Below are 20,429 nucleotides of genomic sequence, written 5' to 3'. Positions count from 1 at the left end.
AGCCCTTGTGATTCCAGCAGGCATCGCGGACAGGCAGCCGGCAATGTTGCGAGCCGAAGCCAAGCGAGCCCGAAGCGCCCATGCCAAATGTTCTGTCATTCCGCCGTTTGCCAAATGCATCCGCAGCGGCCCCGTTTCTGTTCCGCGCCCTGGCGATTGGAGCAGCCCTGACCATTGCAGCCTGCCAATCCCAGCCGGAACCCCGTCCGCTATCGGGCAAGCCTTCTCCGGCACTTTCCACAAGGTCAGCAGCTCCGGCAGTGCCTGCAACCGAGGCAACCTTTGCCTTTGAACCCTTCACCGGCGCGCCGGGCAACATTGCAGACGAGCTCTCCAAGTCGATCGGAACCCAGGCCCGTGGCCAGGGCCTCACATTGGTCCGCCGTGTTGGAGCCGAGGCAACCTACCGGGTGAATGGTTATCTGTCCGTCACCGGGGGCGCCTCCGCAGTGACCCTTTTCTACGTTTTCGACATCGTCGACAGTACCGGTCTAAGGCTCAAGCGCATCTCTGGAACCGAGAATCTCTCGGGCACCACGGGCGACCCTTGGGAAGCCGTCGATTCGTCTGCACTTGAGCGCGTTGCTGTTCGCTCCACGGTCGAGATTTCCGCGTGGCTCAACCGAAAGTAACCTCCTTGCTGGCTAATCGCCTGAGGCGCGTTAATTAAAATCCGAAAAGCGCGAAAACAGCGCAAGGACGTGGTTGTCGGAAGCCAAACTGGTTGTTACAACGCCGCCGCCTGCTCCGCGCAGACAAGGGCGCGAAGAGACGCTCGGCTTTATCTTAACAGGGACCTCATCGGAGTGCTTAAAGTCTCGGTCTTAACCGGCAAGCACTCCGGACATTGACGTCACACCAGAAGGACTTGCGGCCTATGAAGATCGTCGCGGGCAATTCCAACCGGGCCCTCGCTGAAGAGATTTCCAAGTACCTGGATGTGCCCCTGGCAAAGTGCCAGGTCCGCCGTTTCGCCGACCAGGAAATCTTTGTCGAAATCCAGGAAAACGTGCGCGGCGAGGACGTCTTTATCGTCCAGTCGACAAGCTACCCGGCCAACGACCACTTGATGGAACTGCTCATCATCATCGATGCGCTTCGCCGTTCCTCAGCCCGCCGCATCACAGCGGTTCTCCCCTACTTCGGCTATGCCCGGCAGGACCGCCGCGCTTCCGGACGCACGCCGATCTCGGCAAAGCTGGTAGCCAACCTGATCACCAATGCCGGTGCGGACCGTGTTCTGACACTGGACCTGCACGCAGGCCAGATCCAGGGCTTCTTTGACATTCCGACGGACAACCTGTTCGCCGCACCCGTCATGACCCGTGACATCAAGGAGCGCTACGCTACCGACAATGTGATGGTCGTCTCTCCGGACGTTGGCGGCGTGGTTCGCGCTCGTGCATTGGCCAAGCGCATCGAAGCCCCCCTATCCATCGTTGACAAGCGCCGTGACAAGCCTGGGGAATCCGAGGTCATGAACATCATCGGTGATGTGAATGGCTTCGACTGCATTCTCGTTGACGACATCGTGGACAGTGGCGGCACGCTTTGCAACGCGGCAGAAGCTCTGCTCAGCAAGGGTGCCAAGTCGGTTACCGCCTATATCACCCATGGCGTTCTGTCTGGCGGCGCTGTTGCCCGTGTATCCTCCTCCAAGCTCAAGGAACTGGTCATCACCAATTCCATTGAACCGACGGCGGCAATTATGGCAGCGCCCAATATCCGGACAATCTCCATCGCACCGCTGATGGGGGAAGCGATCAACCGCACCGCTCTCGAAAAATCGGTTTCCAGCCTCTTCGTTTGAGACTGGAGCAACGAAACGGAAAAAGCCGGTGCCAAGCGCCGGCTTTTTTGTTCTCCTGCCCACACCAATGCCTTTCCAGCACCAAACACAAGGAGCGCGATAAATGCCACTTTCCCTTGAAGCCACCGTTCTGGGCGTTTTTGCAGGGAAACCGGAGCAACGATGGGAAGGCAAAGCCCCCAGCGCCATCGGAAAGCATCGTGTCGAAGGGCAGCAACGTCTGACCTTCACCGGCCTTGAGAACGATCAACAGGCGGATCTCAGCGTCCACGGCGGCCCGGGAAAAGCGCTGCATCATTATGCAGCCGATCACATGAGCCACTGGCAGGCCCTCTTCCCCGACAAGGCGGATCTTTTCCGTCCGGGCTGCTTTGGCGAGAACATCTCGACCCAGGGCCTGCACGAAGATAATCTCTGTCTTGGCGATGTTCTGACCATGGGCACGGCAACGGTGCAGGTCTGCCAGGGGCGTCAGCCGTGCTGGAAGCTCAACCTGCACACTGGCATTCCCGCAATGGCGCCTTCGTTTCAGAAATCCGGCAGAACCGGCTGGTACTACCGGGTGCTTGAAGAGGGGGAAGTCGCAACAGGCGGCAAGGTGAGGCTGATCCAGCGGAATTATCCCGATTGGCCGCTGGCGAAAGTTATTGCGGCCCGCTTCAATCCGGCTCTGCCTGTCGAAACAGCAGCGGAATTGGCAAGTATGGAGCCGCTTGCAGAAAGCTGGCGCACTGCATTCCAGCGCAAGACCGACCGGGACTATCTGGAGAATACGGACAAGCGGCTCAAGGGCGCCTGAAGAATAAGCCTTGATCAGGAGCCGCGGAGGCGCGGTGTCGGCTCGCGAACGACCGGCACCCGCTCAGCCTCAAGGATAGAGGTAGTACTTGTCCCACTGGCTTCTGGGCACCCGTTCGCCGACCTTCCAGTCAAAAGACACCACGGTGCGGTGGTCCTTTTCGGTCTGACAGTGATACTCCAGCCGGTACCACTCCTCATTCTTGCGGAACACTGCGCCGGGCGCATCGATGCGCTGAGAGGAATAGACAGGGTCCGCAAACGTATAGGCTATTACCTTGTCGGCATTCAGCTTGTTCATGGCTGCGACATCACAGCTTTGCTCCAGCTGCTCCGAAGGCGGCACCTCGTCAAAACCGTTTCCGGCCAGAGCCGCCTGCAGGTTCGAGAAAACCCCGGTCATGGCTATGGCTGCTGATACCAGAAACGCCCGGCACCATATTCCCGCCAGCTGTGTCCGGGATCTTGCAATCCGTTTGTTTTGCCCACTCTGCATCGTTAATCTGCCTTGTTTCCAAACAAACCGGAGGCTGCAAGTGCGGGGGAAAAGAGGCGTCAATGGGGCAAGCAGGTGGCCGCAGCACCCCTTCTCCGCATCTGTTTCCAAATGACGCAGGGGCTTTCTAGCCCCAGCTGGAGAGACATTTTCAATGTAAACCTTGCTCTTCTGCGAACCTTCGGCTATTAGCACCCCCGCGCGCCTGCACCCCTGGAGGAGGCGCAACTGGACCGATTCCGGAGCAAGGGCACTTCCGCCCGCGTTACGCCGGTCCATTTTCAAAAAATCCGAAGGAGTTTTGCCATGGCTGCTAGCTATGAGCTGAAGGCATCGGCACGTAACCTGGTGGGCAAGGGGGCCGCTCGGGCACTGCGTCGCGATGGCCTTATCCCTGCTGTTATCTACGGCGACAAGAAGCCGGCCCTGCCGATCACCATTCCGCTGAAGGAAACCACGCTTGCCCTGCACAAGGGCGGCTTCCTGACGCACGTCGCGACCATCGAAGTCGATGGCACCGCTCACAAGGTCATCGCCAAGGACTATCAGCTGCACCCGGTTCGTGACGAACTGATGCACGTCGACTTCCTGCGCGTTGGCAAGGGCACGACCCTGACGGTCGAAGTTCCGGTTCACTTCATCAACGAAGAAACCTGCCCGGGCATCAAGCGCGGCGGCATGCTGAACATCGTTCGTCACACCGTTGAAATGAACGTTCCGGCTGACGCCATCCCGGAAGCTCTGGTCTTCGACCTGGCCAAGGCTGATATCGGCGACACGCTGCACATTTCTGCAACGAAGATCCCGGCCAACTGCCATCCGACGATCACCGACCGCGACTTCACGGTTGCGACGATCGCTTCCCCGGGCGGTGCCCAAGAAGAAGCTGCGGCTGAAGGCGAAGAGTAATCTTCCCTATCACATCGGCGGGAGGCGACCCCTTCGTCTCCCGTTTGTTGAAAGGCGGCCTGTCCGCCTTTCTTGTTTTCCGGACACTCACTGGATCACCAGAAGCGGGGACATGCCATGCGATTGATCGTCGGCCTCGGAAATCCCGGCGCCAAATACGAGCGCAACCGGCATAACATCGGCTTCATGGCCGTGGATGAGATCCACCGCCGCCAATCCGGTTTTTCGCCCTGGCGGCCCCGTTTCCAGGGCCTCGTGTCAGAAGGCCGTCTTGGCAGCGAGAAGGTCTTGCTTCTTAAACCCACTACCTACATGAACGAATCCGGCCGCGCCGTTGGTGAGGCGATGCGTTTCTTCAAGTCCGAGCCCACGGATATCCTCGTGATCTATGACGAGCTGGACCTGCCTCCGGCAAAGTTCCGGATGAAGGCTGGCGGGGGTCATGGGGGCCACAATGGCCTGCGTTCCATTTCCGCGCATATCGGTGACACCTACCGCCGCCTGCGCCTCGGCATCGGCCATCCTGGTGACAAGAAACTCGTCTCCAATTATGTCCTGGGCGACTTCGCCAAGGTCGATGCAGACTGGCTTGAGCCGCTGCTCACCCAGATCGCCGACAATTCGGATATGCTGGCGGAAGGCAAGGATAGCCAGTTTGCCAACAAGCTGACCCTGGCCCTCGAACCGGAAAAAGCCCGCAAGAGCAGCCCGCGCCCGGCAGAGGCATCTTCTGCCTCAACGGCGCTCTCATCGCCAGCCGGTGTTGCGAAACCAAAGGGTCAGAGCCATATCCGTCAGGCCCGCACCCAGAAGCTGCCGCCATTGTCGAAGTCCGGCCCGATGGCAGACATGCTCAAGAAGCTCCTTGGCAAGTCAGAGGAAGACTGATCTCAGGGGGCTTCAAACGACCAAATCCATACCGGAAAAGGAAAGCAGACATGCAGAGGATCTTCGCCGCCGTTCTCGGAACCTTTCTGCTGCTCTCCCCGGCACAAGCCGCCGATGATCAGGTAAAATCCCCCGGCTCCGAACTTCTGATGGAGGCCTGGAACACAGGCGCTGCCGATGCTTCCGCATTCTCAACCGAGTTTCTGCGGGCCGTCCCCCATGACAAGCTGAAAGCCATCATCGAGAAGCTTGAGAAAACCTACGGCAAGGCTGAAGAGATTACCGGCGCGGGCGGTGAAGGCCGCTACCGGATCTCCACCAGCAGTTATACGATCGAGGTCCAGTTGGCCCTCAACACCGCGGGAAAGATCAACTCGCTCCAGGTCAAGCAGATCGCCTCGCGTGACTCGCTGGACGATCTGCTGAGAGACCTTCCGGACCTCGCGGAAAACGCCTCCTATGTGCTGCTGAAAAACGGGGAACAGGTCAGCAATTACCGGGAGGACCGGAAACTTGCGGTCGGTTCCGCGTTCAAACTGTTTGTCCTTCAGGCCCTGAAAGAAAGCATTGAAGCCGGCAAGCTCGACTGGAACACAGTTCTCACCCTGGAACCCGGCCAACTTTCCTTGCCCTCCGGTATCATGCAGGACTGGCCTGCCGGGCAGCAGGTAACCGTCCAGACCGCAGCCGTGCTCATGATGTCCCAGTCGGACAACACGGCCACTGATCTCCTGATGGATCACATTGCCCAGGACCGTCTTGAAGAGACGTCGGGGCAGGTTCCCTTCCTCACAACGCGGCAGTTCTTCCAGCTCAAGGCCTCCACGAGCCTTGCCAGCACCTATGTGACCGCGCCACTGGACAGAAAACGCGAGATCCTGAGTGGCCTTGCCGACCTGCCGCTTCCGGATGGCATACGCGTCATGCCCTCCTACCAGGAAGGTATCGAGTGGTACGCAAGCGCATCAAGCCTCTGCTCCACGATCGACAGAGTGAAAGACCTTCCAGCCATCCAGGTCAATCCAGGCAACCTGAACAAGCAGGACTGGAAGTCCATTGCCTTCAAGGGCGGTAACGAGCCGGGTGTTTTGAACCTTACTTATGCGCTGACGGCCCATGACGGCACCCAGTGGTGTTTCTCCTCCACCTGGAACAGCACCTCCGCCCTGGCACAGGACAAGATCCTGACCGCCGTCAACGGCATTCTCCAGAAGCTTCACGACGCTCAATAGGCCGGGGAACGGGAGGCTACCCTTGACCTTCCCGCTTCCATCCGGCACATAGCGGCAACGTTTCACGCCATTCGAATGAAAGCGATTACCCATGGGTTTCCAGTGCGGCATCGTCGGACTGCCCAATGTCGGCAAGTCCACGCTCTTTAACGCGCTCACCAAGACCGCAGCCGCGCAGGCCGCGAACTATCCGTTCTGCACCATCGAACCGAATACCGGCGAAGTGGCGGTTCCGGATCCGCGCTTGGAAGCCATCCGCAAGGTCGCCGGTTCCAAGGAAATCATTCCGACCCGCATCACCTTCGTGGACATCGCCGGTCTCGTGCGCGGCGCTTCCAAGGGCGAAGGCCTCGGCAACCAGTTCCTCGCCAATATCCGTGAAGTCGACGCCATCGTGCATGTGCTGCGCTGCTTCGAGGATGATGACATCACCCATGTCGAAGGCAAGATCGACCCGATCGCTGATGCCGAAACCGTTGAGACCGAACTCATGGTCTCTGACATGGAAAGCCTTGAACGCCGCATTCCGCCGCTGAAGAAGAAGGCAACCGGCGGCGACAAGGAAGCCAAGACCGTTCTGCCGATCATGGAAGCCGCTCTCGCCCTGCTACAGGACGGCAAGCCGGTGCGCAACCTGAAGCTGGACGATGCGGAAGAACGCAAGATCCTGGAAGGTCTGAACCTCCTGACGTCCAAGCCGGTTCTCTACGTCTGCAACGTGGAGGAAGCCTCCGCCGGCACCGGCAACAGCCTTTCTGAAAAGGTTGCCGCCATGGCCAAGGAACAGGGCGCGGGTGCCGTTGTCATCTCCGCCGCCATCGAAGCAGAGATCTCACAGCTGGACAAGGAAGAGCAGGCAGAGTTCCTGGAAACCATCGGACTGGAAGAGCCGGGCCTCGACCGACTGATCCGCGCGGGTTACGGCCTTCTCGGCCTGATCACCTATTTCACGGCCGGCCCGAAGGAAACCCGCGCCTGGACCATCACCTCTGGCACCAAGGCTCCTGGCGCTGCCGGTGTGATCCACTCGGACTTCGAGCGCGGCTTCATCCGCGCGCAGACCATCGCCTACAACGACTATGTCACCCTGGGCGGTGAAACCGCAGCCAAGGAAGCTGGCAAAGCACGGGACGAAGGCAAGGAATATGTGGTGAAGGACGGCGACGTCCTGCTGTTCAAGTTCAACACCTGAGACCGCATCATCACGGCATCTTGAGAAATATCTGAACGGACCTCAGCCGGGATCTTCCCGGCTGGTTTGATGACAAACCCAGGTCTCCAGGATTTTTCTCCGCGCCGTCCCGGCCTTGAGCCGGGACCTGCCTAAAAACCCTATTTCTTTCAATGGAATAAATAGATGATAGATCCCGGATCTTCGCTTCGCTACGTCCGGGAAAGCGCGGTGGTGGGGTTTGTCAGCAGTCTGAGCCGGGACCTTCCCGGCTGATTGCTTCTCAGCTCTGCATTGGTCTTAGAGACGGCTGAGCTGGAGCTTGATCGCGTCTGTTTGTTCGGTTTTCTTTTGAGCAACCGGCTTTTTCGCAGCATCCCGCTTGCCCATACCCCGCATGCCGTTCCAGTTGAGGATAAGCCCTGCGCTGGTTGGGTTCTTCCACATGACCTGCCCAACGACAGGTGCACCAAAGCTATCCACACAGAGCAGAACGTCCGGAGGCAGGTCCCTGAGGCCCTGGCCATCGACCCTGCATCCGCTCCGGCTCGCATTGGTGATCGTGCAAGGAAAGCTCTGCTTCCTGGAGAGATCCGTCAGGGTCGCCGGCACGGTGACCGGGTAGCGCTTTTCGCGCCGCTTGTCGCGGCTGCCATTCTCCTCCTGATCGAAAACAACCGTCGCATAGTCAGGCTTCCTCCCTGTGACCCTTCCCCTCACGAACTCTTCGTCATCTTCCAGGCGGATGCCAATATTCTTGTTCAGGATCCCCAATTCCGGCCCCAGAAGCTTACAGCCCCAGTCGCTGAAATTGACCGCGAGAGCCTGAACGCATTTGAGGCTCTCCAAATCAACGACAAGTACAGGCAGGGCATTCAGATCTGGCGCATCCCCCTCTTTGCGGGTCTCCACGTTCATTTCATGCTCGCAATCATCTCATCCCAATGGCCGAAGCCTAGCGATGTGAATGTGAACACTTCTTTACAATCAAAAGATATCTTCAGTGATTTCTCACTCTTTTGTTGCTTGACGCAGATAGCTTGACACATCTCGCCTAGATGGACATTGCTCGAAAGTTAGCTGATGGCGCAAATGTATCTGGCGTTCTGACTTACTGGAGTGAAAATGCCTTTCGTGTTTCCCGAGCCCGCCTGCCCAAGCCTTCCGGTAAAGGGGAGCGCCGACCGGTTCCCGGTCCGCCGTGTTTATTGCATCGGCCGGAACTATGCGGCCCATGCGGTCGAGATGGGACACGACCCGGACAGGGAACCGCCCTTCTTCTTCCAGAAAAATCCGGACAATCTGGACAGTTCCGGCACTTTTCCCTACCCGCCGGAAACTTCTGACGTGCACCATGAGGTAGAACTGGCGGTCGCGCTCAAGTCGGGCGGCATCAACATTTCTGAAGAAGATGCTCTTTCTCATATCTACGGCTACGCTGTTTCGCTGGACATGACCCGCCGCGACCTTCAGGCAGAGGCCAAGAAGCTAGGCCGCCCCTGGGACATTGCGAAGGCTTTCGAGAAATCGGCTCCAATCGGAGAGATTGTTCCGGCAAGCGCCATCGGTCACCCTCAGCAAGGCACGATCCGGCTTGTGGTCAACGGCGAGGAGCGCCAGAACGGCGACCTCAACCAGATGATCTGGAAAATTCCGGAGATGATCGCGCATCTATCGCGGTTCATCGAACTGGCTGCCGGTGACGTGATCCTCACCGGAACCCCGGCAGGCGTTGGCGCAGTGATACCCGGTGACCTTATGGAAGCGGAGATTGAAGGTTTCGACCCATTGAAGGTCAAGGTCCGTTAATCCCGTTCACTCCACGGCGAAGAGATCGACAACAACCGAGGACTTCTGCCTGCCGCCCGTTCCCACGAACAGCGTCCGGTTGATCCAGGCATAACGCGGATCGCCGGTCTCCAGCCTGGCCTGGGTGCGCATGTAGTAACTTGAAGGGTCTACGTCCTCACCACGGCCAACCGCGGCGATCACGTCCGCAGGGCCATGCCGGTAGCCGAAATTCTGAATCTCGATAACCGCCCCGTCATCGGTCTCGAAGGCGTATCGAGTGTCCAGTTCAGCAACGCCGTCAGCAAAAATGGTCTGCCAATCCGCCCCGACATTCAAAATCTTCCCGCGGATCTCCGGCCCCTCGACTGTTCCTCCGATGATGGGAATGATCCGGCGCTTGCCTGCCCGGCCCTGCCCCATCTCCCGGATCGGCCCGAGTTCAACAGTAAGCTTGCAGAAAAACGTCAGCTTTGGCTCAATCACGGCCCATCTCCCAATTCACTTTTCAATCCCGGCCAGCCGCTTCAGCATTCCAATCAAGGCCACGCGCTCGTCTTCCGTAAGAGCTTCCGCAAGGCGTGCTTCGCTCAAGGCAATCTTTGGCTTGATGCCCGCGTACCAATCCTGTCCGGCGGGCGATAGCTCATAAGCGAGTTTGCGCGCATCGCCGTTTACATCGCGGCGCCGGACCCTCTCATCCGCCAAAAGCGGCTTCAACGTTGTGGTCACGACAGAGGCCGACGTCTGCATGGCCTTGCAGATTTCCGAATGAGTGATTCCCCGGTTCTCATTGATCAGCTCGACGATCATGAACTGGAGCGGGGTCACTTCGTCCTGATCGAAGACCTCTTGAAACGCTCCGTGGCCGCGGTTCACCGCATAGCGCAGGAGATGCCCCAAAAGGTCATTGAGCTGTCCATAGTTGACGTTCGGCATAAGACGAGAGAGGCCTCGGCGTTTCCAAATTTTCGTTATTACCCGCACCTGACGCTGCGGGAATCTGAATTCTTGTTTCTGACAGGGCAGCAAAACCTTGCGGGAAAGGCAAGGCCGGTCCACCCTCATTCGCCAGGTCCGGACCGGCTGGCAGTTTCAGTCAAGCCATTGGTCTATGCCGGACAGAGAGAACGTTTACAAGATAAACAATATCAAGTATCAGGAAAAGCAGATTAGGACGCAAGGGAGGATAGAATGCGGCCTTTGACTATTGCAAGAAATCTCGCACTGGGCGCAGCTGCGCTCACGCTGGCCACAACGGCTTCGCTCGCTCAGGAGGTGACGCTCCGGCTGCACCAGTTCCTGCCGTCCGTCGCAGTGGTTCCTTCTAAAATTCTAAAACCATGGGCGGAGAACATCGAGAAGGCCTCCAATGGCCGGATCAAGGTCGAGCATTACGACGCTATGGCGCTGGGAGGGCGTCCCCCGGAGCTGTACGACCAGGCACGCGACGGTGTCGTTGACATCATCATGACCGTCACGGGATATACCCCGGGCCGTTTCCTGAAGTCGGAAGTTTTCGAGCTGCCCTTTATGATGCGCGGCTCCATTGCCACGTCCAAGGCATTCTGGGAATTTACTGAAACCGAACTTCAGAACGAAGAGTACAAGGACGTTAAGGTGCTTGGCGCGTGGGTTCATGGCCCTGGTGTCATCCATTCGATTGAGCCGGTCAACAAGCTGGAAGACATGGCAGGCAAGAAGGTGCGCGGCCCGACCCGCGTTATCAACGACCTGCTGAAAGAGGTGGGCGCAGTGCCGGTCGGCATGCCGCTTCCGGCCATTCCGGAATCTCTGTCCAAGGGCGTTATCGAAGGCACTGTCATCCCATGGGAAGTCACCCCCTCGATCAAGCTGGCCGAACTTGTGAAGAACCACACGGAATTCGCGGGGGACGAGGCGCTCTACACGGCCACCATCGTCACGGTGATGAACAAGGACCGCTACAACAGCCTGCCTGACGACCTTAGGGCAATCATCGACGCAGAGTCCGGCATGAAGCTGAGTGAAATGGCCGCCCGGGAAATGCTGGATGGTGACGCACCTGGCAGAGAAATCGCGGTCAAGGCCGGCAACAACATCATCACTCTGGATGAAGCCGAAGTCGCCCGCTGGAAGGAAGCTTCCAGGCCGGTGGTTGACCACTGGGTCGCGAGCGTGAAGGAACGCGGTATCGACGGAAATGCCGTCATCGAGAAGGCCAAGGCCCTCATCGACAAGTATCAGAGCCAGTAACTTCAGACTTTACAGGAGCGGGCCGCGTCAGCGGCCCGCAGCACACTATGACGGTATTAATAGCCGGCGGCGGCATTGCCGGGCTTGCCCTAGGCCTGACCTGCCATCAGATCGGTCTGCCTTTCCGGATCTACGAGACAGTTGGCGAGATCCGCCCACTTGGGGTGGGGATCAATCTACAGCCCAACGCTGTGCGCGAGCTATTTGCCCTCGGCCTGGAGCAGGGCTTGGCCGGCATCGGCGTCGAAACACAGGAATTTGGCCTTTTCTCCAAAAAGGGGCTGGAAATCTGGGCAGAACCCCGTGGCCGCTGGGCAGGGTATAATTGGCCGCAATATTCGGTCCACCGCGGCCATCTGCAGATGCTGCTCTACAGAGCCCTTATCGAAAGGGCAGGAGCAGATTGCATTGTGACAGGCCTGCGGGCCGAGAGATTTGAAAACACTTCAGACGGCGTGACGCTGCACCTGCGCTCCGCCTCCGGCAAGGCCAGCTCCGTTTCAGGCCGCCTGCTGATTGGAGCTGACGGCATTCATTCGGCCATCCGCTCCCATATAGTCCCCGGTGAAGGCGCGCCCAAGTGGGGTGGTGCCGTTTTGTGGCGGGGCACTGCACTTGCCAAACCCTTCCGGACCGGGGCGACCATGGTGATGATTGGCCACAAGACCCAACGCATCGTCGCCTATCCGATTTCGAAGCCCGATCCAGAAACGGGTCTCGCGGTCATCAACTGGATCGCCGAGCTAACCTATGATCCAGGCGCAGGCTGGAACAAGGAAGACTGGAACCGGATCGCGGACATCAACGACTTCATGCCGAAGTTTGAAGGATGGTCTTACGACTGGCTCGACTTCCCTGCACTCGTGCGAGGCGCTGAGCAAGTATTCGAATATCCGATGGTGGACCGGGACCCAATTGACCACTGGACCGAAGGCAATGTTTCGCTGATGGGGGACGCCGCCCACGCCGCCTACCCTGTCGGCTCAAACGGAGCAAGCCAAGCCATCGTCGACGCCCGGAAACTCGGCGCGGCCTTCCTGAAACATGGCGCGACAGCGTCGGCTCTTCACGCTTACGAAGCAGAAATGCGCCCTGCGACAAGCAAGATGGTCTTGACCAACCGTGGCTCCGGCCCTGACGCCGTGCTGCAGGTGGTGGAGGACAGATGCGGCGGCGCGTTCGAGCATATCAACGATGTCATCTCCCAGGAGGAGCTGACCACTCACGCGGACAAGTATAAGTCCATCGCCGGGTTCGCCATTCAGGCATTGAACAGCCAATCATCTCTTATTCCCGAAGGAGCACGCTCATGACGGCACAAAGTCTGCCCGGGCGTCTTGTCAAAGCACTCGCAGGCGGCACCGCATTGGCGGGAGGCGCGGTCCTGATCGCCATCGTGCTCATGACCTGCGCCAGCGTAACAGGCCGCGCCCTGAGCAGTTTCGGCCTTGGACCTATTGAAGGCGACTTCGAGATGGTTGAAATCGGCATCGGTTTCGCCGTTTTTGCATTCCTGCCATGGTGCCATCTTCAGCGTGGTCATGCGACGGTCGAGCTTCTCACAGGACGGTTCAGCACGCGCACCAACAAGTGGATCGATGTCGTCTCCGACCTCCTGTTTCTGCTGATGGCGGCCCTGATCGCCTGGCGGCTCTGGCTCGGCATGCTGGACAAGAAATCCTATTTTGAAACGACCTTCATTCTTCAGATCCAGGTCTGGCAAGCCTATGCCGCCTGTATGGTTGGCGCTGTCGTGCTGACCATCGTCAGCATTTACCAGCTGGCCAACAGCCTGAAACGCGCCGTGGAGTGACCCCCTGATGACCCGTTTGGAAATTGGCCTCTGGTCCTTCCCTGTGCTTCTCATCCTGATCTTCCTCAGGATCCCCATCGGGCTTGCCATGTTCGCCGTCGGCGTTGGCGGCAGCTACCTGATGAATGGCACGACGCTGATGACCTTCGCCCAACTCAAGCATCTGACCTACGGAACGTTCTCCAGCTACTCCCTGTCCATCATCCCCCTGTTCCTGCTGATGGGTCAATTCGCAACTATCGGCGGACTTTCGGCAAGTCTGTTCAAGGCATCGGAGGCCTGGCTCGGCCACAAGCGTGGCGGTGTCGCCATGTCCGCGGTTGCAGCCTGTGCAGGCTTCGGCGCCATCTGCGGGTCTTCTCTGGCAACAGCAGCGACCATGGGCCAGGTGGCGCTTCCAGAGCTGCGGAAATACGGCTACTCGGGCGCCCTTTCCACGGCGACGCTTGCAGCCGGGGGCACCCTAGGCATCCTGATCCCCCCTTCGGTTATTCTGGTGATCTATGCGATCCTGACGGAACAGAACATTGCCAAGCTGTTCACTGCCGCATTCATTCCCGGCCTTCTTGCTGCAGCGTCCTACATGCTCGCGATCTACGTCTACACCCGGATCACAGGAGATGGCGGCAACACGAGGGACCGCATACCCTACGGCGAAAGATTCAAGGTGCTTGTCAGCGTCTGGCCTGTGATCGCGATCTTTACGGCGGTCATCGGCGGCATCTATACTGGCATCTTCACACCGACAGAAGCCGCTGCAATCGGCGCTGCGGGCACCGGGCTGGTGGCAATCGTGAACGGGACTTTGACCGGCAATGCTCTGGTGAAGGCGATCCTCTCCACGGCCAACTCCACCGGCATGATCTTCATCATCGTCCTCGGTGCAGGGCTCTATAACTCCTTCCTGGCCGCGACCCAGTTACCACAGGAGCTATCGACCTTCGTCACCACCCAAGGATACAGCCCCTGGCTGGTGCTCACCATCGTTCTGCTGCTCTACCTCGTCTTCGGCTGCGTGATGGACAGTCTGTCCATGGTTCTGCTGACCGTGCCGATCTTCTTCCCCGTCATGAGCGGACTGGACTTCGGAATGGGGGTCGAGGATTTCGGCCTCTGGTTCGGCATTCTTGTCCTGATTGTGGTGGAGGTCGGGTTGATCACCCCGCCAGTCGGCATGAATCTTTTCATCATCAACGCGCTGGCGCCGCACGTCACCATCGGTGAAACGTTCAAGGGAGTTGTCCCCTTCGTTGCGGCGGACATGCTGCGCGTGATCATTCTGACACTGTTCCCCAGCATCACCCTGGGCGCTGTCTGGCTGCTTTACTGAAGCCTTATTTTCCGGCAGAGGTCTTTTGTGTCCTCTGCCGGAAATAGCGGATGCCTATCGAAGAAATCCGCCCTGATGAGACCGCAACCTCCGGCCTGGAAATCAGGAACTCTTTCAATCCTAAGATGTTTCAACTCTTCTTTTTAAGAATCCGGTTGATTGATTCTTTACCGGAAGAATAGATTGAGAGACCGCATTCCCGGACAGTGTCGCTCCGGAGCGGAGGAGAGCCTAATCAGATGCAGTCTTTTTTCACCGCCGCGGGAGCACTGCTCCTGGGGACCATTTCCATATGCGCCACGGCACAGGCGGAAGGAACTGGATACGAGGGCTATTTCCAGATCTACAACAACACTGACAGCAACACGGTGGTGGGTTTCTATACCAACGACGGTGAAGGCTGGAGCACCAACTGGCTGTCCCGGCGCCTCGCGCCCGGCGAGAATGCGAAGGCAGAGTTCCACGAGGGCAACCAAAACTGCGAGCAGACACTGCAGGTCGGCTGGCTGGGAACGGACGGCAGTGAAGTTCTCGACGAGCCGATCGACATCGATATCTGCGAAGCCAGCAATGTTTATCTGGACGACAACGAAGTCTATTTCGATTGACCTCACGGGCCTTTGCCGCGGCTAACTTTGAAAGCCGCCGCAAAGGCCCGTGAATGGTCACGCGTTGCCGATAAAGACGCCTGCAGCAAAGACGAGCGCTCCGCCAAGCACCACCTGGAACGCGGCCCGAAGGAAGGGCGTGTCCATGTAGCGGTTCTGAATCCACGCAATGGCCCAGAGTTCAACAAAAACAACCGCGGCTGCAACGCTCGTTGCCGTCCAGAATTCAGGGATCAGGTACGGCAGCGCATGCCCGAGACCTCCGATGGCCGTCATGATGCCGGAAGCCAGACCGCGCTTCATGGGTGAGCCGCGGCCAGACAGAACGCCGTCGTCGTGAGCAGCTTCCGTAAACCCCATGGAGATGCCCGCCCCCACAGAAGCAGACAGACCAACGAGGAAAGTCTGCCAGGTGTCCTGTGTCGCAAAGGCTGCCGCGAAGATGGGTGCCAGGGTTGAGACCGACCCGTCCATGAGGCCTGCGAGCCCAGGCTGAACATAGGTCAGAATGAACTGGCGCCGCTCGTCATGGCGCTCCTCATCCTGTATAGCCTCCGGCGTGTGCTCGACACCAAGCCGCCGGGCGAGGCTCTCGTGCCCTTTTTCCGCCTCGGCAAGATCGCCCAGAAGTCTGCGGGTGGAGGCATCGCTGGTCCGCTTGGCCGCTTCCAGGTAGAAACGGTAGGCTTGCGCCTCCATCTGCTCCGCCATGGCCCGGACTTTGTCGAGCCCAAGCGGACGGACCAGCCAGTCGGGTTTGCGCTCATAATAGCCCCGGATATGGGACCGCCAGATCAAGGGTATCTGCTCTCCAAAGCGCTGCTGATGCATCTCGATGAGGCGGCGGCGGTGCTCGTGCTCCTCCTCGGCCATGTCATCGAAGACCTTGGCGGATTGTGGATACTGGTCCCGCAATCCATCCGCATATGCCTTGTAAATACGGCTATCTTCCTCCTCCGAAGAGATTGCCAATGCCAGGACCTCCTGTTCCGAAAGAGACGAGAAGTCGCGGCGTCCAAAGCTGAAAAAGCGGCTGAGCATGGTATTTTCCAAATGTTTCCAGTGGCTCTAGCTAGGATGGATTGCCGGTTCCTGACAATCCGGAAAACTCCCAAAAGACAATGAACCGCACCTGCCAGCGTTGTCCTGACCAGCAGTCGAACATGGATTGCCGGCCGCCCCTTTTTCCAGTCGCAACCGCTGCGCCACTACATTATTGTCGGGGCCATGAGCATCAGCATTTTCTACGAGGATTGCCTGCCCGGTCTGAGTTTCGACCTTGGCTCCACGGTCGTTCCGAAGGAGCAGGTTCTTCGCTTTGCCGCAGCCTTCGATCCCCAACCCTTCCATCTGGATGAGGACGCGGGCAAGGCGTCTATCCTCGGCGGTCTCTCCGCATCCGGCTGGCACACAGCGTCAATGGTCATGAGGCTGCTGGTTGATCAGCTGCTTTCCCGCTCAAGCTGCCAGGGCAGCCCGGGCGTCAAATCCCTGAAGTGGATGAAGCCCGTCTTTCCCGGCGATACGCTACACGCAAAGGCAGACGTTCTGGAAAAGCGAACCCTTCTGACAAAACCTCATCTCGGGATCGTGACGTTTGACCTGACCGCCGCCAAGGCTGATGGCACGCCGGTGATGCATCAGGTGATCCCAATTCTCTTTGGAAAGAGAGACACCAGCGAGGCTCTGAACACCCGATGATCGGCTATTTTGAGGATATCGAGGAAGGCTTTGAACTTCCTCTCGGCAGCCACACATTTCTTGCGGAAGAGATGATCGCATTCGCTAAGGAATTTGATCCGCAGGTCTTCCACCTCAGCGACGGAGGTGCGCAGGGCACACACTTCGGACGGCTATGCGCATCCGGCTGGCACACAGCCTCCATGTATATGAGCAAGCTGGTCCAGACGTTTCAGGAATATGATGAGACATTCCAGCGGGAAGGCAAAGCTGTTGCCAAACGCGGCCCTTCTCCTGGCTTTGAAGATCTGCGCTGGATAAGGCCGGTCTTTGCAGGTGATACGATCACATACAAAAGCGTCGTCTCCGGCAAGACCGAAAGCCGCAGCCGTCCTGAATGGGGCATCATTCATGCGGAGAACCACGGCACCAATCAGAATGGTGAGCCCGTGTTCTTCTTCAAGAGCAACGTCTTCCTTGAACGCCGGCCCGCCCCTCACATCGCAACCTGACCTTTAAATCAAAGGCTGCGGGCAAACAGCACCTCGTCGTGGATCGGAATGCCATAGTCGCCCCGTGTCGGGATTTCCGGCTTCTTACTCCGCTCCCGGTCGATCACACCCTGGGCGATCCGCTCGAACCGGAAGCCGCGCCGCTGGTAAAAACGGAAGGCATCCAGATTGTCGTTTGATGTCCGGACTGTCATCCGCTTGACGCCGGCTCCCCGCGCTTCCTCAACCAGCGCATCCAGCAGCAGGGTGCCCGTCCCCTTCCAGCGGCTCAAGGAATCGAGCGTCAAGATTTCCCACTCGTCCTCGCGCTTGATGACCGTTACGAGACCGGCAACGTCTGCACCGGAATAAGCAATAAATCCGGGCAAGGACGACGCATCGATCATCTCGCCGTCAAGCAGCATTTCAGGACCAGCCCAACGCTCGGTGAGAAGCTTGCGGATCGTATTGCGATCCTCTTCGGATGTACGCCTGATCTCAACGCTCATATAGCCTCCGCTCCTCAAGACGCTGCTCCCGCGGAACCGGACACGCAATGCTTCTGAGCATCGGGCAACCGGACGACCGCACAGCACGTCCTAACACATCAAAAAAGCTAATCTTTTCCGCATTAAACCCAATCAGAACCGGGTTCCTCCAGTCTGGAGCATAGTCAGCCAGACCTAACTTGCAAAAGGAGAAATTCCAGCTTCGAGGTTTTCCATCTTTTGTTAAGGCTCTGTTAACGCCGCCACAAACGTTCGGACAGACTGGTGCGGGCCTGCCATCCTGCGCGTTCCAGCTCAGGATCCTCATGTTCCTCTTCAGGGTATCCAAGGCAAAGATATCCGATAAAGGTCCAGTTTCCGGGGACATCGAGCAGCGCGGCAATAGCCAGAGGATCGAGAATGGAAACCCAGCCAAGCCCTACTCCGCGTGCCCTCGCCGCCAGCCAAAGTGTCTGGATCATGCCGACCACAGAATATGCGAGCGTTTCAGGCATTGTTGCACGCCCCAAGCCATGCCCCTGCTCAGGATCGGTGTCACAGAAAACGGCGATATGAACCGGCGCCTCCCTCAGCCCCGCCAGTTTCAGAGAGGCATAGGTATCCGCCCGGCCGCCCTGATATTGGGCAAGTGCCGCCGCATTCTCGCTTTCATATAAGCGGATAATCTCCGCCCGTCGCTCTTCCTGTTCCACCAGCACAAGACGCCAAGGCTGACTGTTGCCGACGGAGGGCGCGAGATCCGCGACCTCAAGCAAACGCTCAAGCAGGTCTCCGGGAAGCGGGTCGAGGCGGAAACGGCGCACATCGCGCCGCCACCTGACCAGGGTCTCGAAATTCTCGCAAAATGCATCGCGGAAGACCGGCGCATCCCCGGCGCGCGGCCCACTCACGATCAATGCCCCGGGAAGGAGACGAGCGTGCGCACCGGCACGTTGAGAGCTTCCAGCTTGGACCGGCCGCCAAGATCCGGCAGGTCGACGATGAAGCAGGCAGCAACGATATCCGCGCCCATGGACTGAAGCAGCTTGCAGGCAGCCTCCGCTGTGCCGCCGGTCGCAATCAGGTCATCCACGACGATCACCTTGTCGCCCGGCGTGATGGCGTCCTTATGCATTTCCATCTCGTCGAGGCCATATTCAAGGGAATAGGCGATCCGAACGGTCTCATGCGGCAGCTTGCCCTTCTTGCGGATCGGCACGAAACCGGCCGAGAGCTGGTGAGCAACGGCACCGCCCAGAATGAACCCGCGCGCCTCGATCCCAGCGATCTGGTCCACCTTGGAACCTGCCCAAGGCTGAACCAGAGCATCGACGGCACGGCGGAAGGCACGGGCGTTTCCAAGCAATGTGGTGATGTCGCGGAAGATGATACCTTCCTTCGGATAGTCCGGAATGGTCCGGATAGCCGCCATCAGTTCATCCTGGACGCTGGAGTAGCTCATAATTTCACTCTTTCAGATTGCAAACTTATCGGGCACGCTTAGCACAGGCGTGCAAACTCCTGCCGCTTATACCAAGAACTCCGGGAGACACGGTATGGAAGAGCCAAATAAATCGGTCCTTGTCGACATCGACATTCCTTTTGCCCGGCTTGTCATGATCATGATCAAGTTCTCACTGGCTGCCATTCCGGCCATGATCGTGGTCTGGCTGATCATGGCAGTCATCATGCTGCTGTTTGGCGGCCTCTTTGGCGGACTGATGGGCGGCGGCTTCATGCATATGCGGCCAGGCGGCATCAACTAGTGTCGGTCAGCGGCCCAGAACACGGCCGGCAACCGCGTCCAGCTTGGAGACGAGCTCAGGGTCGCGTTTGTCCGGTGCCGTCATGATGGCGTATTCCAGCGCGGTGTCCGACCCATGCGGGCAGGCTTCGTGCTCGCGTGGCAGATCGCGCGCAAGCCGGGCGACAAGACGCTGCGCATTGCCCGCATTTTCGTGCAGCACCTTGATGATCGTCTGAATGTCCACGGCACCATGATCCGGGTGCCAGCTGTCATAGTCTGTAATCATCGCCACGGTCGCGTAACAGATCTCCGCCTCGCGTGCGAGTTTCGCTTCGGGCATGTTCGTCATACCGATCACGTCGCAGCCCCACGCCCGGTACATGTGACTTTCTGCGAGGGATGAGAACTGAGGCCCTTCCATCGCCAGATAGGTCCCGCCACGCCGGTAGGACAAGTCCTCGGCCCGGGCCGCCCTCTCGACACAGTCCACCAGCTTCGGGCTGACCGGAAAAGCCATGGAGACATGCGCCACGCAGCCCTTGCCGAAAAAGCTCTTCTGGCGCGCTATGGTCCGGTCGATAAACTGATCCACCAGCACGAACGTGCCCGGCACCAGCTCTTCCTTGAGCGAGCCACAGGCGGAAACCGACACGAGATCCGTCACCCCGCACCGTTTCATCACGTCGATGTTGGCGCGGTAGTTGATGTCGGAGGGAGCATAAACGTGGCCACGGCCATGACGGGGCAGAAACACCACCTTGAGACCGTCAATCGTTCCGATACGAACCTGGTCGGAGGGCGCACCCCAAGGGCTTGAAACAGACACCCACTGAGCATCTTCCAGTCCCGGCAGATCATAGATGCCCGACCCGCCCACAATACCCAAAACCGATTTCGTCATACCCGCTCCCTCAAAATGCCAGAGGAGTTAGCCCCGCTTCGCTG

25 protein-coding genes are annotated in these 20,429 nt (G+C 58.7%); 16 read left to right on the top strand and 9 right to left on the bottom strand.

Features of this window, described 5'->3' with window-relative positions:
* Positions 1-80 precede the first annotated feature (80 nt).
* The 3 genes from IG616_RS07545 (at position 81) to IG616_RS07535 (ending at position 2,609) form a co-directional block, all read left to right on the top strand.
* Positions 81-632 carry a hypothetical protein gene (locus tag IG616_RS07545; protein WP_192147522.1) on the top strand — a complete coding sequence of 184 codons (552 nt, stop codon included), beginning with the start codon at positions 81-83 and terminating at the stop codon, positions 630-632.
* Positions 633-877: 245 nt separating this feature from the next.
* Positions 878-1,810, top strand: coding sequence for a ribose-phosphate pyrophosphokinase (locus IG616_RS07540; protein ID WP_192147521.1), 933 nt, complete (start codon positions 878-880; stop codon positions 1,808-1,810).
* A 103-nt stretch (positions 1,811-1,913) separates the two neighbouring features.
* On the top strand, positions 1,914-2,609 hold the full coding sequence (locus IG616_RS07535) for an MOSC domain-containing protein (RefSeq protein ID WP_192147520.1): 696 nt from the start codon (positions 1,914-1,916) through the stop codon (positions 2,607-2,609).
* Positions 2,610-2,678: 69 nt separating this feature from the next.
* On the opposite strand, the gene IG616_RS07530 is transcribed toward IG616_RS07535, so the two are convergent.
* Positions 2,679-3,011 (bottom strand): DUF930 domain-containing protein, encoded by a 333-nt coding sequence (locus IG616_RS07530; RefSeq protein WP_192147519.1) that lies wholly within the window; start codon positions 3,009-3,011, stop codon positions 2,679-2,681.
* Between the two features lie 399 nt (positions 3,012-3,410).
* On the opposite strand from IG616_RS07530, the gene IG616_RS07525 reads away from it, so the two are divergent.
* From IG616_RS07525 to ychF, 4 genes are all read left to right on the top strand, one after another.
* Positions 3,411-4,013 (top strand): 50S ribosomal protein L25/general stress protein Ctc, encoded by a 603-nt coding sequence (locus IG616_RS07525; RefSeq protein WP_192147518.1) that lies wholly within the window; start codon positions 3,411-3,413, stop codon positions 4,011-4,013.
* 117 nt (positions 4,014-4,130) lie between these two features.
* Positions 4,131-4,901, top strand: a complete 771-nt coding sequence (pth, locus tag IG616_RS07520; protein WP_192147517.1) for an aminoacyl-tRNA hydrolase — start codon at positions 4,131-4,133, stop codon at positions 4,899-4,901.
* A gap of 50 nt (positions 4,902-4,951) precedes the next feature.
* Positions 4,952-6,133, top strand: coding sequence for a serine hydrolase (locus IG616_RS07515; protein ID WP_192147516.1), 1,182 nt, complete (start codon positions 4,952-4,954; stop codon positions 6,131-6,133).
* Positions 6,134-6,224: 91 nt separating this feature from the next.
* Positions 6,225-7,325, top strand: a complete 1,101-nt coding sequence (gene ychF, locus IG616_RS07510; RefSeq protein ID WP_192147515.1) for a redox-regulated ATPase YchF — start codon at positions 6,225-6,227, stop codon at positions 7,323-7,325.
* 279 nt (positions 7,326-7,604) lie between these two features.
* Here the strand turns inward: ychF and IG616_RS07505 are convergent, their stop codons facing one another.
* A complete protein-coding gene (locus IG616_RS07505) occupies positions 7,605-8,222 on the bottom strand; it encodes a PilZ domain-containing protein (RefSeq protein ID WP_192147514.1) in 618 nt (205 codons plus the stop codon).
* A gap of 207 nt (positions 8,223-8,429) precedes the next feature.
* On the opposite strand from IG616_RS07505, the gene IG616_RS07500 reads away from it, so the two are divergent.
* Complete coding sequence (locus tag IG616_RS07500; protein ID WP_192147513.1) at positions 8,430-9,113, top strand: fumarylacetoacetate hydrolase family protein; 684 nt, start codon at positions 8,430-8,432, stop codon at positions 9,111-9,113.
* Positions 9,114-9,119: 6 nt separating this feature from the next.
* Here IG616_RS07500 and IG616_RS07495 read toward each other — a convergent pair whose 3' ends face one another.
* Together IG616_RS07495 and IG616_RS07490 are read right to left on the bottom strand one after the other, a co-directional pair.
* The gene (locus IG616_RS07495; protein ID WP_192147512.1) at positions 9,120-9,578 is read right to left on the bottom strand and encodes a DUF3237 family protein; all 459 of its coding nucleotides are present in this window, start codon (positions 9,576-9,578) and stop codon (positions 9,120-9,122) included.
* A 15-nt stretch (positions 9,579-9,593) separates the two neighbouring features.
* Complete coding sequence (locus IG616_RS07490) at positions 9,594-10,031, bottom strand: MarR family winged helix-turn-helix transcriptional regulator (RefSeq protein ID WP_192147511.1); 438 nt, start codon at positions 10,029-10,031, stop codon at positions 9,594-9,596.
* Between the two features lie 255 nt (positions 10,032-10,286).
* On the opposite strand from IG616_RS07490, the gene IG616_RS07485 reads away from it, so the two are divergent.
* The 5 genes from IG616_RS07485 (at position 10,287) to IG616_RS07465 (ending at position 15,078) form a co-directional block, all read left to right on the top strand.
* Positions 10,287-11,327: a TRAP transporter substrate-binding protein gene (locus tag IG616_RS07485; protein WP_192147510.1), complete on the top strand. Its 1,041-nt coding sequence runs from the start codon at positions 10,287-10,289 to the stop codon at positions 11,325-11,327.
* 47 nt (positions 11,328-11,374) lie between these two features.
* Entirely contained in the window at positions 11,375-12,640 is a 1,266-nt protein-coding gene (locus tag IG616_RS07480; protein ID WP_192147509.1) for a flavin-dependent oxidoreductase, read from the top strand.
* Entirely contained in the window at positions 12,637-13,140 is a 504-nt protein-coding gene (locus IG616_RS07475; protein WP_192147508.1) for a TRAP transporter small permease, read from the top strand. Before IG616_RS07480 ends, IG616_RS07475 begins: the two co-directional genes overlap by 4 nt.
* 7 nt (positions 13,141-13,147) lie before the next feature.
* Positions 13,148-14,470 carry a TRAP transporter large permease gene (locus IG616_RS07470; protein WP_192147507.1) on the top strand — a complete coding sequence of 441 codons (1,323 nt, stop codon included), beginning with the start codon at positions 13,148-13,150 and terminating at the stop codon, positions 14,468-14,470.
* 239 nt (positions 14,471-14,709) lie between these two features.
* On the top strand, positions 14,710-15,078 hold the full coding sequence (locus tag IG616_RS07465) for a hypothetical protein (protein WP_209007338.1): 369 nt from the start codon (positions 14,710-14,712) through the stop codon (positions 15,076-15,078).
* 57 nt (positions 15,079-15,135) lie between these two features.
* Here IG616_RS07465 and mbfA read toward each other — a convergent pair whose 3' ends face one another.
* Positions 15,136-16,119, bottom strand: coding sequence for an iron exporter MbfA (mbfA, locus tag IG616_RS07460; protein WP_192147506.1), 984 nt, complete (start codon positions 16,117-16,119; stop codon positions 15,136-15,138).
* 186 nt (positions 16,120-16,305) lie between these two features.
* Between mbfA and IG616_RS07455 the strand changes: the two genes are divergently transcribed.
* Positions 16,306-16,779: a MaoC family dehydratase gene (locus IG616_RS07455; protein WP_192147505.1), complete on the top strand. Its 474-nt coding sequence runs from the start codon at positions 16,306-16,308 to the stop codon at positions 16,777-16,779.
* The gene (locus tag IG616_RS07450; RefSeq protein ID WP_192147504.1) at positions 16,776-17,270 is read left to right on the top strand and encodes a MaoC family dehydratase; all 495 of its coding nucleotides are present in this window, start codon (positions 16,776-16,778) and stop codon (positions 17,268-17,270) included. The genes IG616_RS07455 and IG616_RS07450 overlap by 4 nt, the downstream gene beginning before the upstream one ends.
* Before the next feature lie 8 nt (positions 17,271-17,278).
* On the opposite strand, the gene IG616_RS07445 is transcribed toward IG616_RS07450, so the two are convergent.
* The 3 genes from IG616_RS07445 to IG616_RS07435 form a co-directional block, all read right to left on the bottom strand.
* The gene (locus IG616_RS07445; protein WP_192147503.1) at positions 17,279-17,758 is read right to left on the bottom strand and encodes a GNAT family N-acetyltransferase; all 480 of its coding nucleotides are present in this window, start codon (positions 17,756-17,758) and stop codon (positions 17,279-17,281) included.
* A 233-nt stretch (positions 17,759-17,991) separates the two neighbouring features.
* Positions 17,992-18,648, bottom strand: a complete 657-nt coding sequence (gene bluB, locus IG616_RS07440; protein WP_192147502.1) for a 5,6-dimethylbenzimidazole synthase — start codon at positions 18,646-18,648, stop codon at positions 17,992-17,994.
* A 2-nt stretch (positions 18,649-18,650) separates the two neighbouring features.
* Entirely contained in the window at positions 18,651-19,199 is a 549-nt protein-coding gene (locus IG616_RS07435; protein WP_192147501.1) for an adenine phosphoribosyltransferase, read from the bottom strand.
* 94 nt (positions 19,200-19,293) lie between these two features.
* On the opposite strand from IG616_RS07435, the gene IG616_RS07430 reads away from it, so the two are divergent.
* Positions 19,294-19,503: a hypothetical protein gene (locus IG616_RS07430; RefSeq protein ID WP_192147500.1), complete on the top strand. Its 210-nt coding sequence runs from the start codon at positions 19,294-19,296 to the stop codon at positions 19,501-19,503.
* Between the two features lie 6 nt (positions 19,504-19,509).
* Here IG616_RS07430 and IG616_RS07425 read toward each other — a convergent pair whose 3' ends face one another.
* Entirely contained in the window at positions 19,510-20,385 is an 876-nt protein-coding gene (locus IG616_RS07425) for an S-methyl-5'-thioadenosine phosphorylase (protein WP_192147499.1), read from the bottom strand.
* Positions 20,386-20,429: the final 44 nt, after the last annotated feature.

Origin of the sequence: Roseibium litorale, from assembly GCF_014842915.1 — a bacterium.
Lineage (GTDB): Bacteria > Pseudomonadota > Alphaproteobacteria > Rhizobiales > Stappiaceae > Roseibium > Roseibium litorale.
This window is presented reverse-complemented; position numbering and strand designations above follow the sequence as displayed.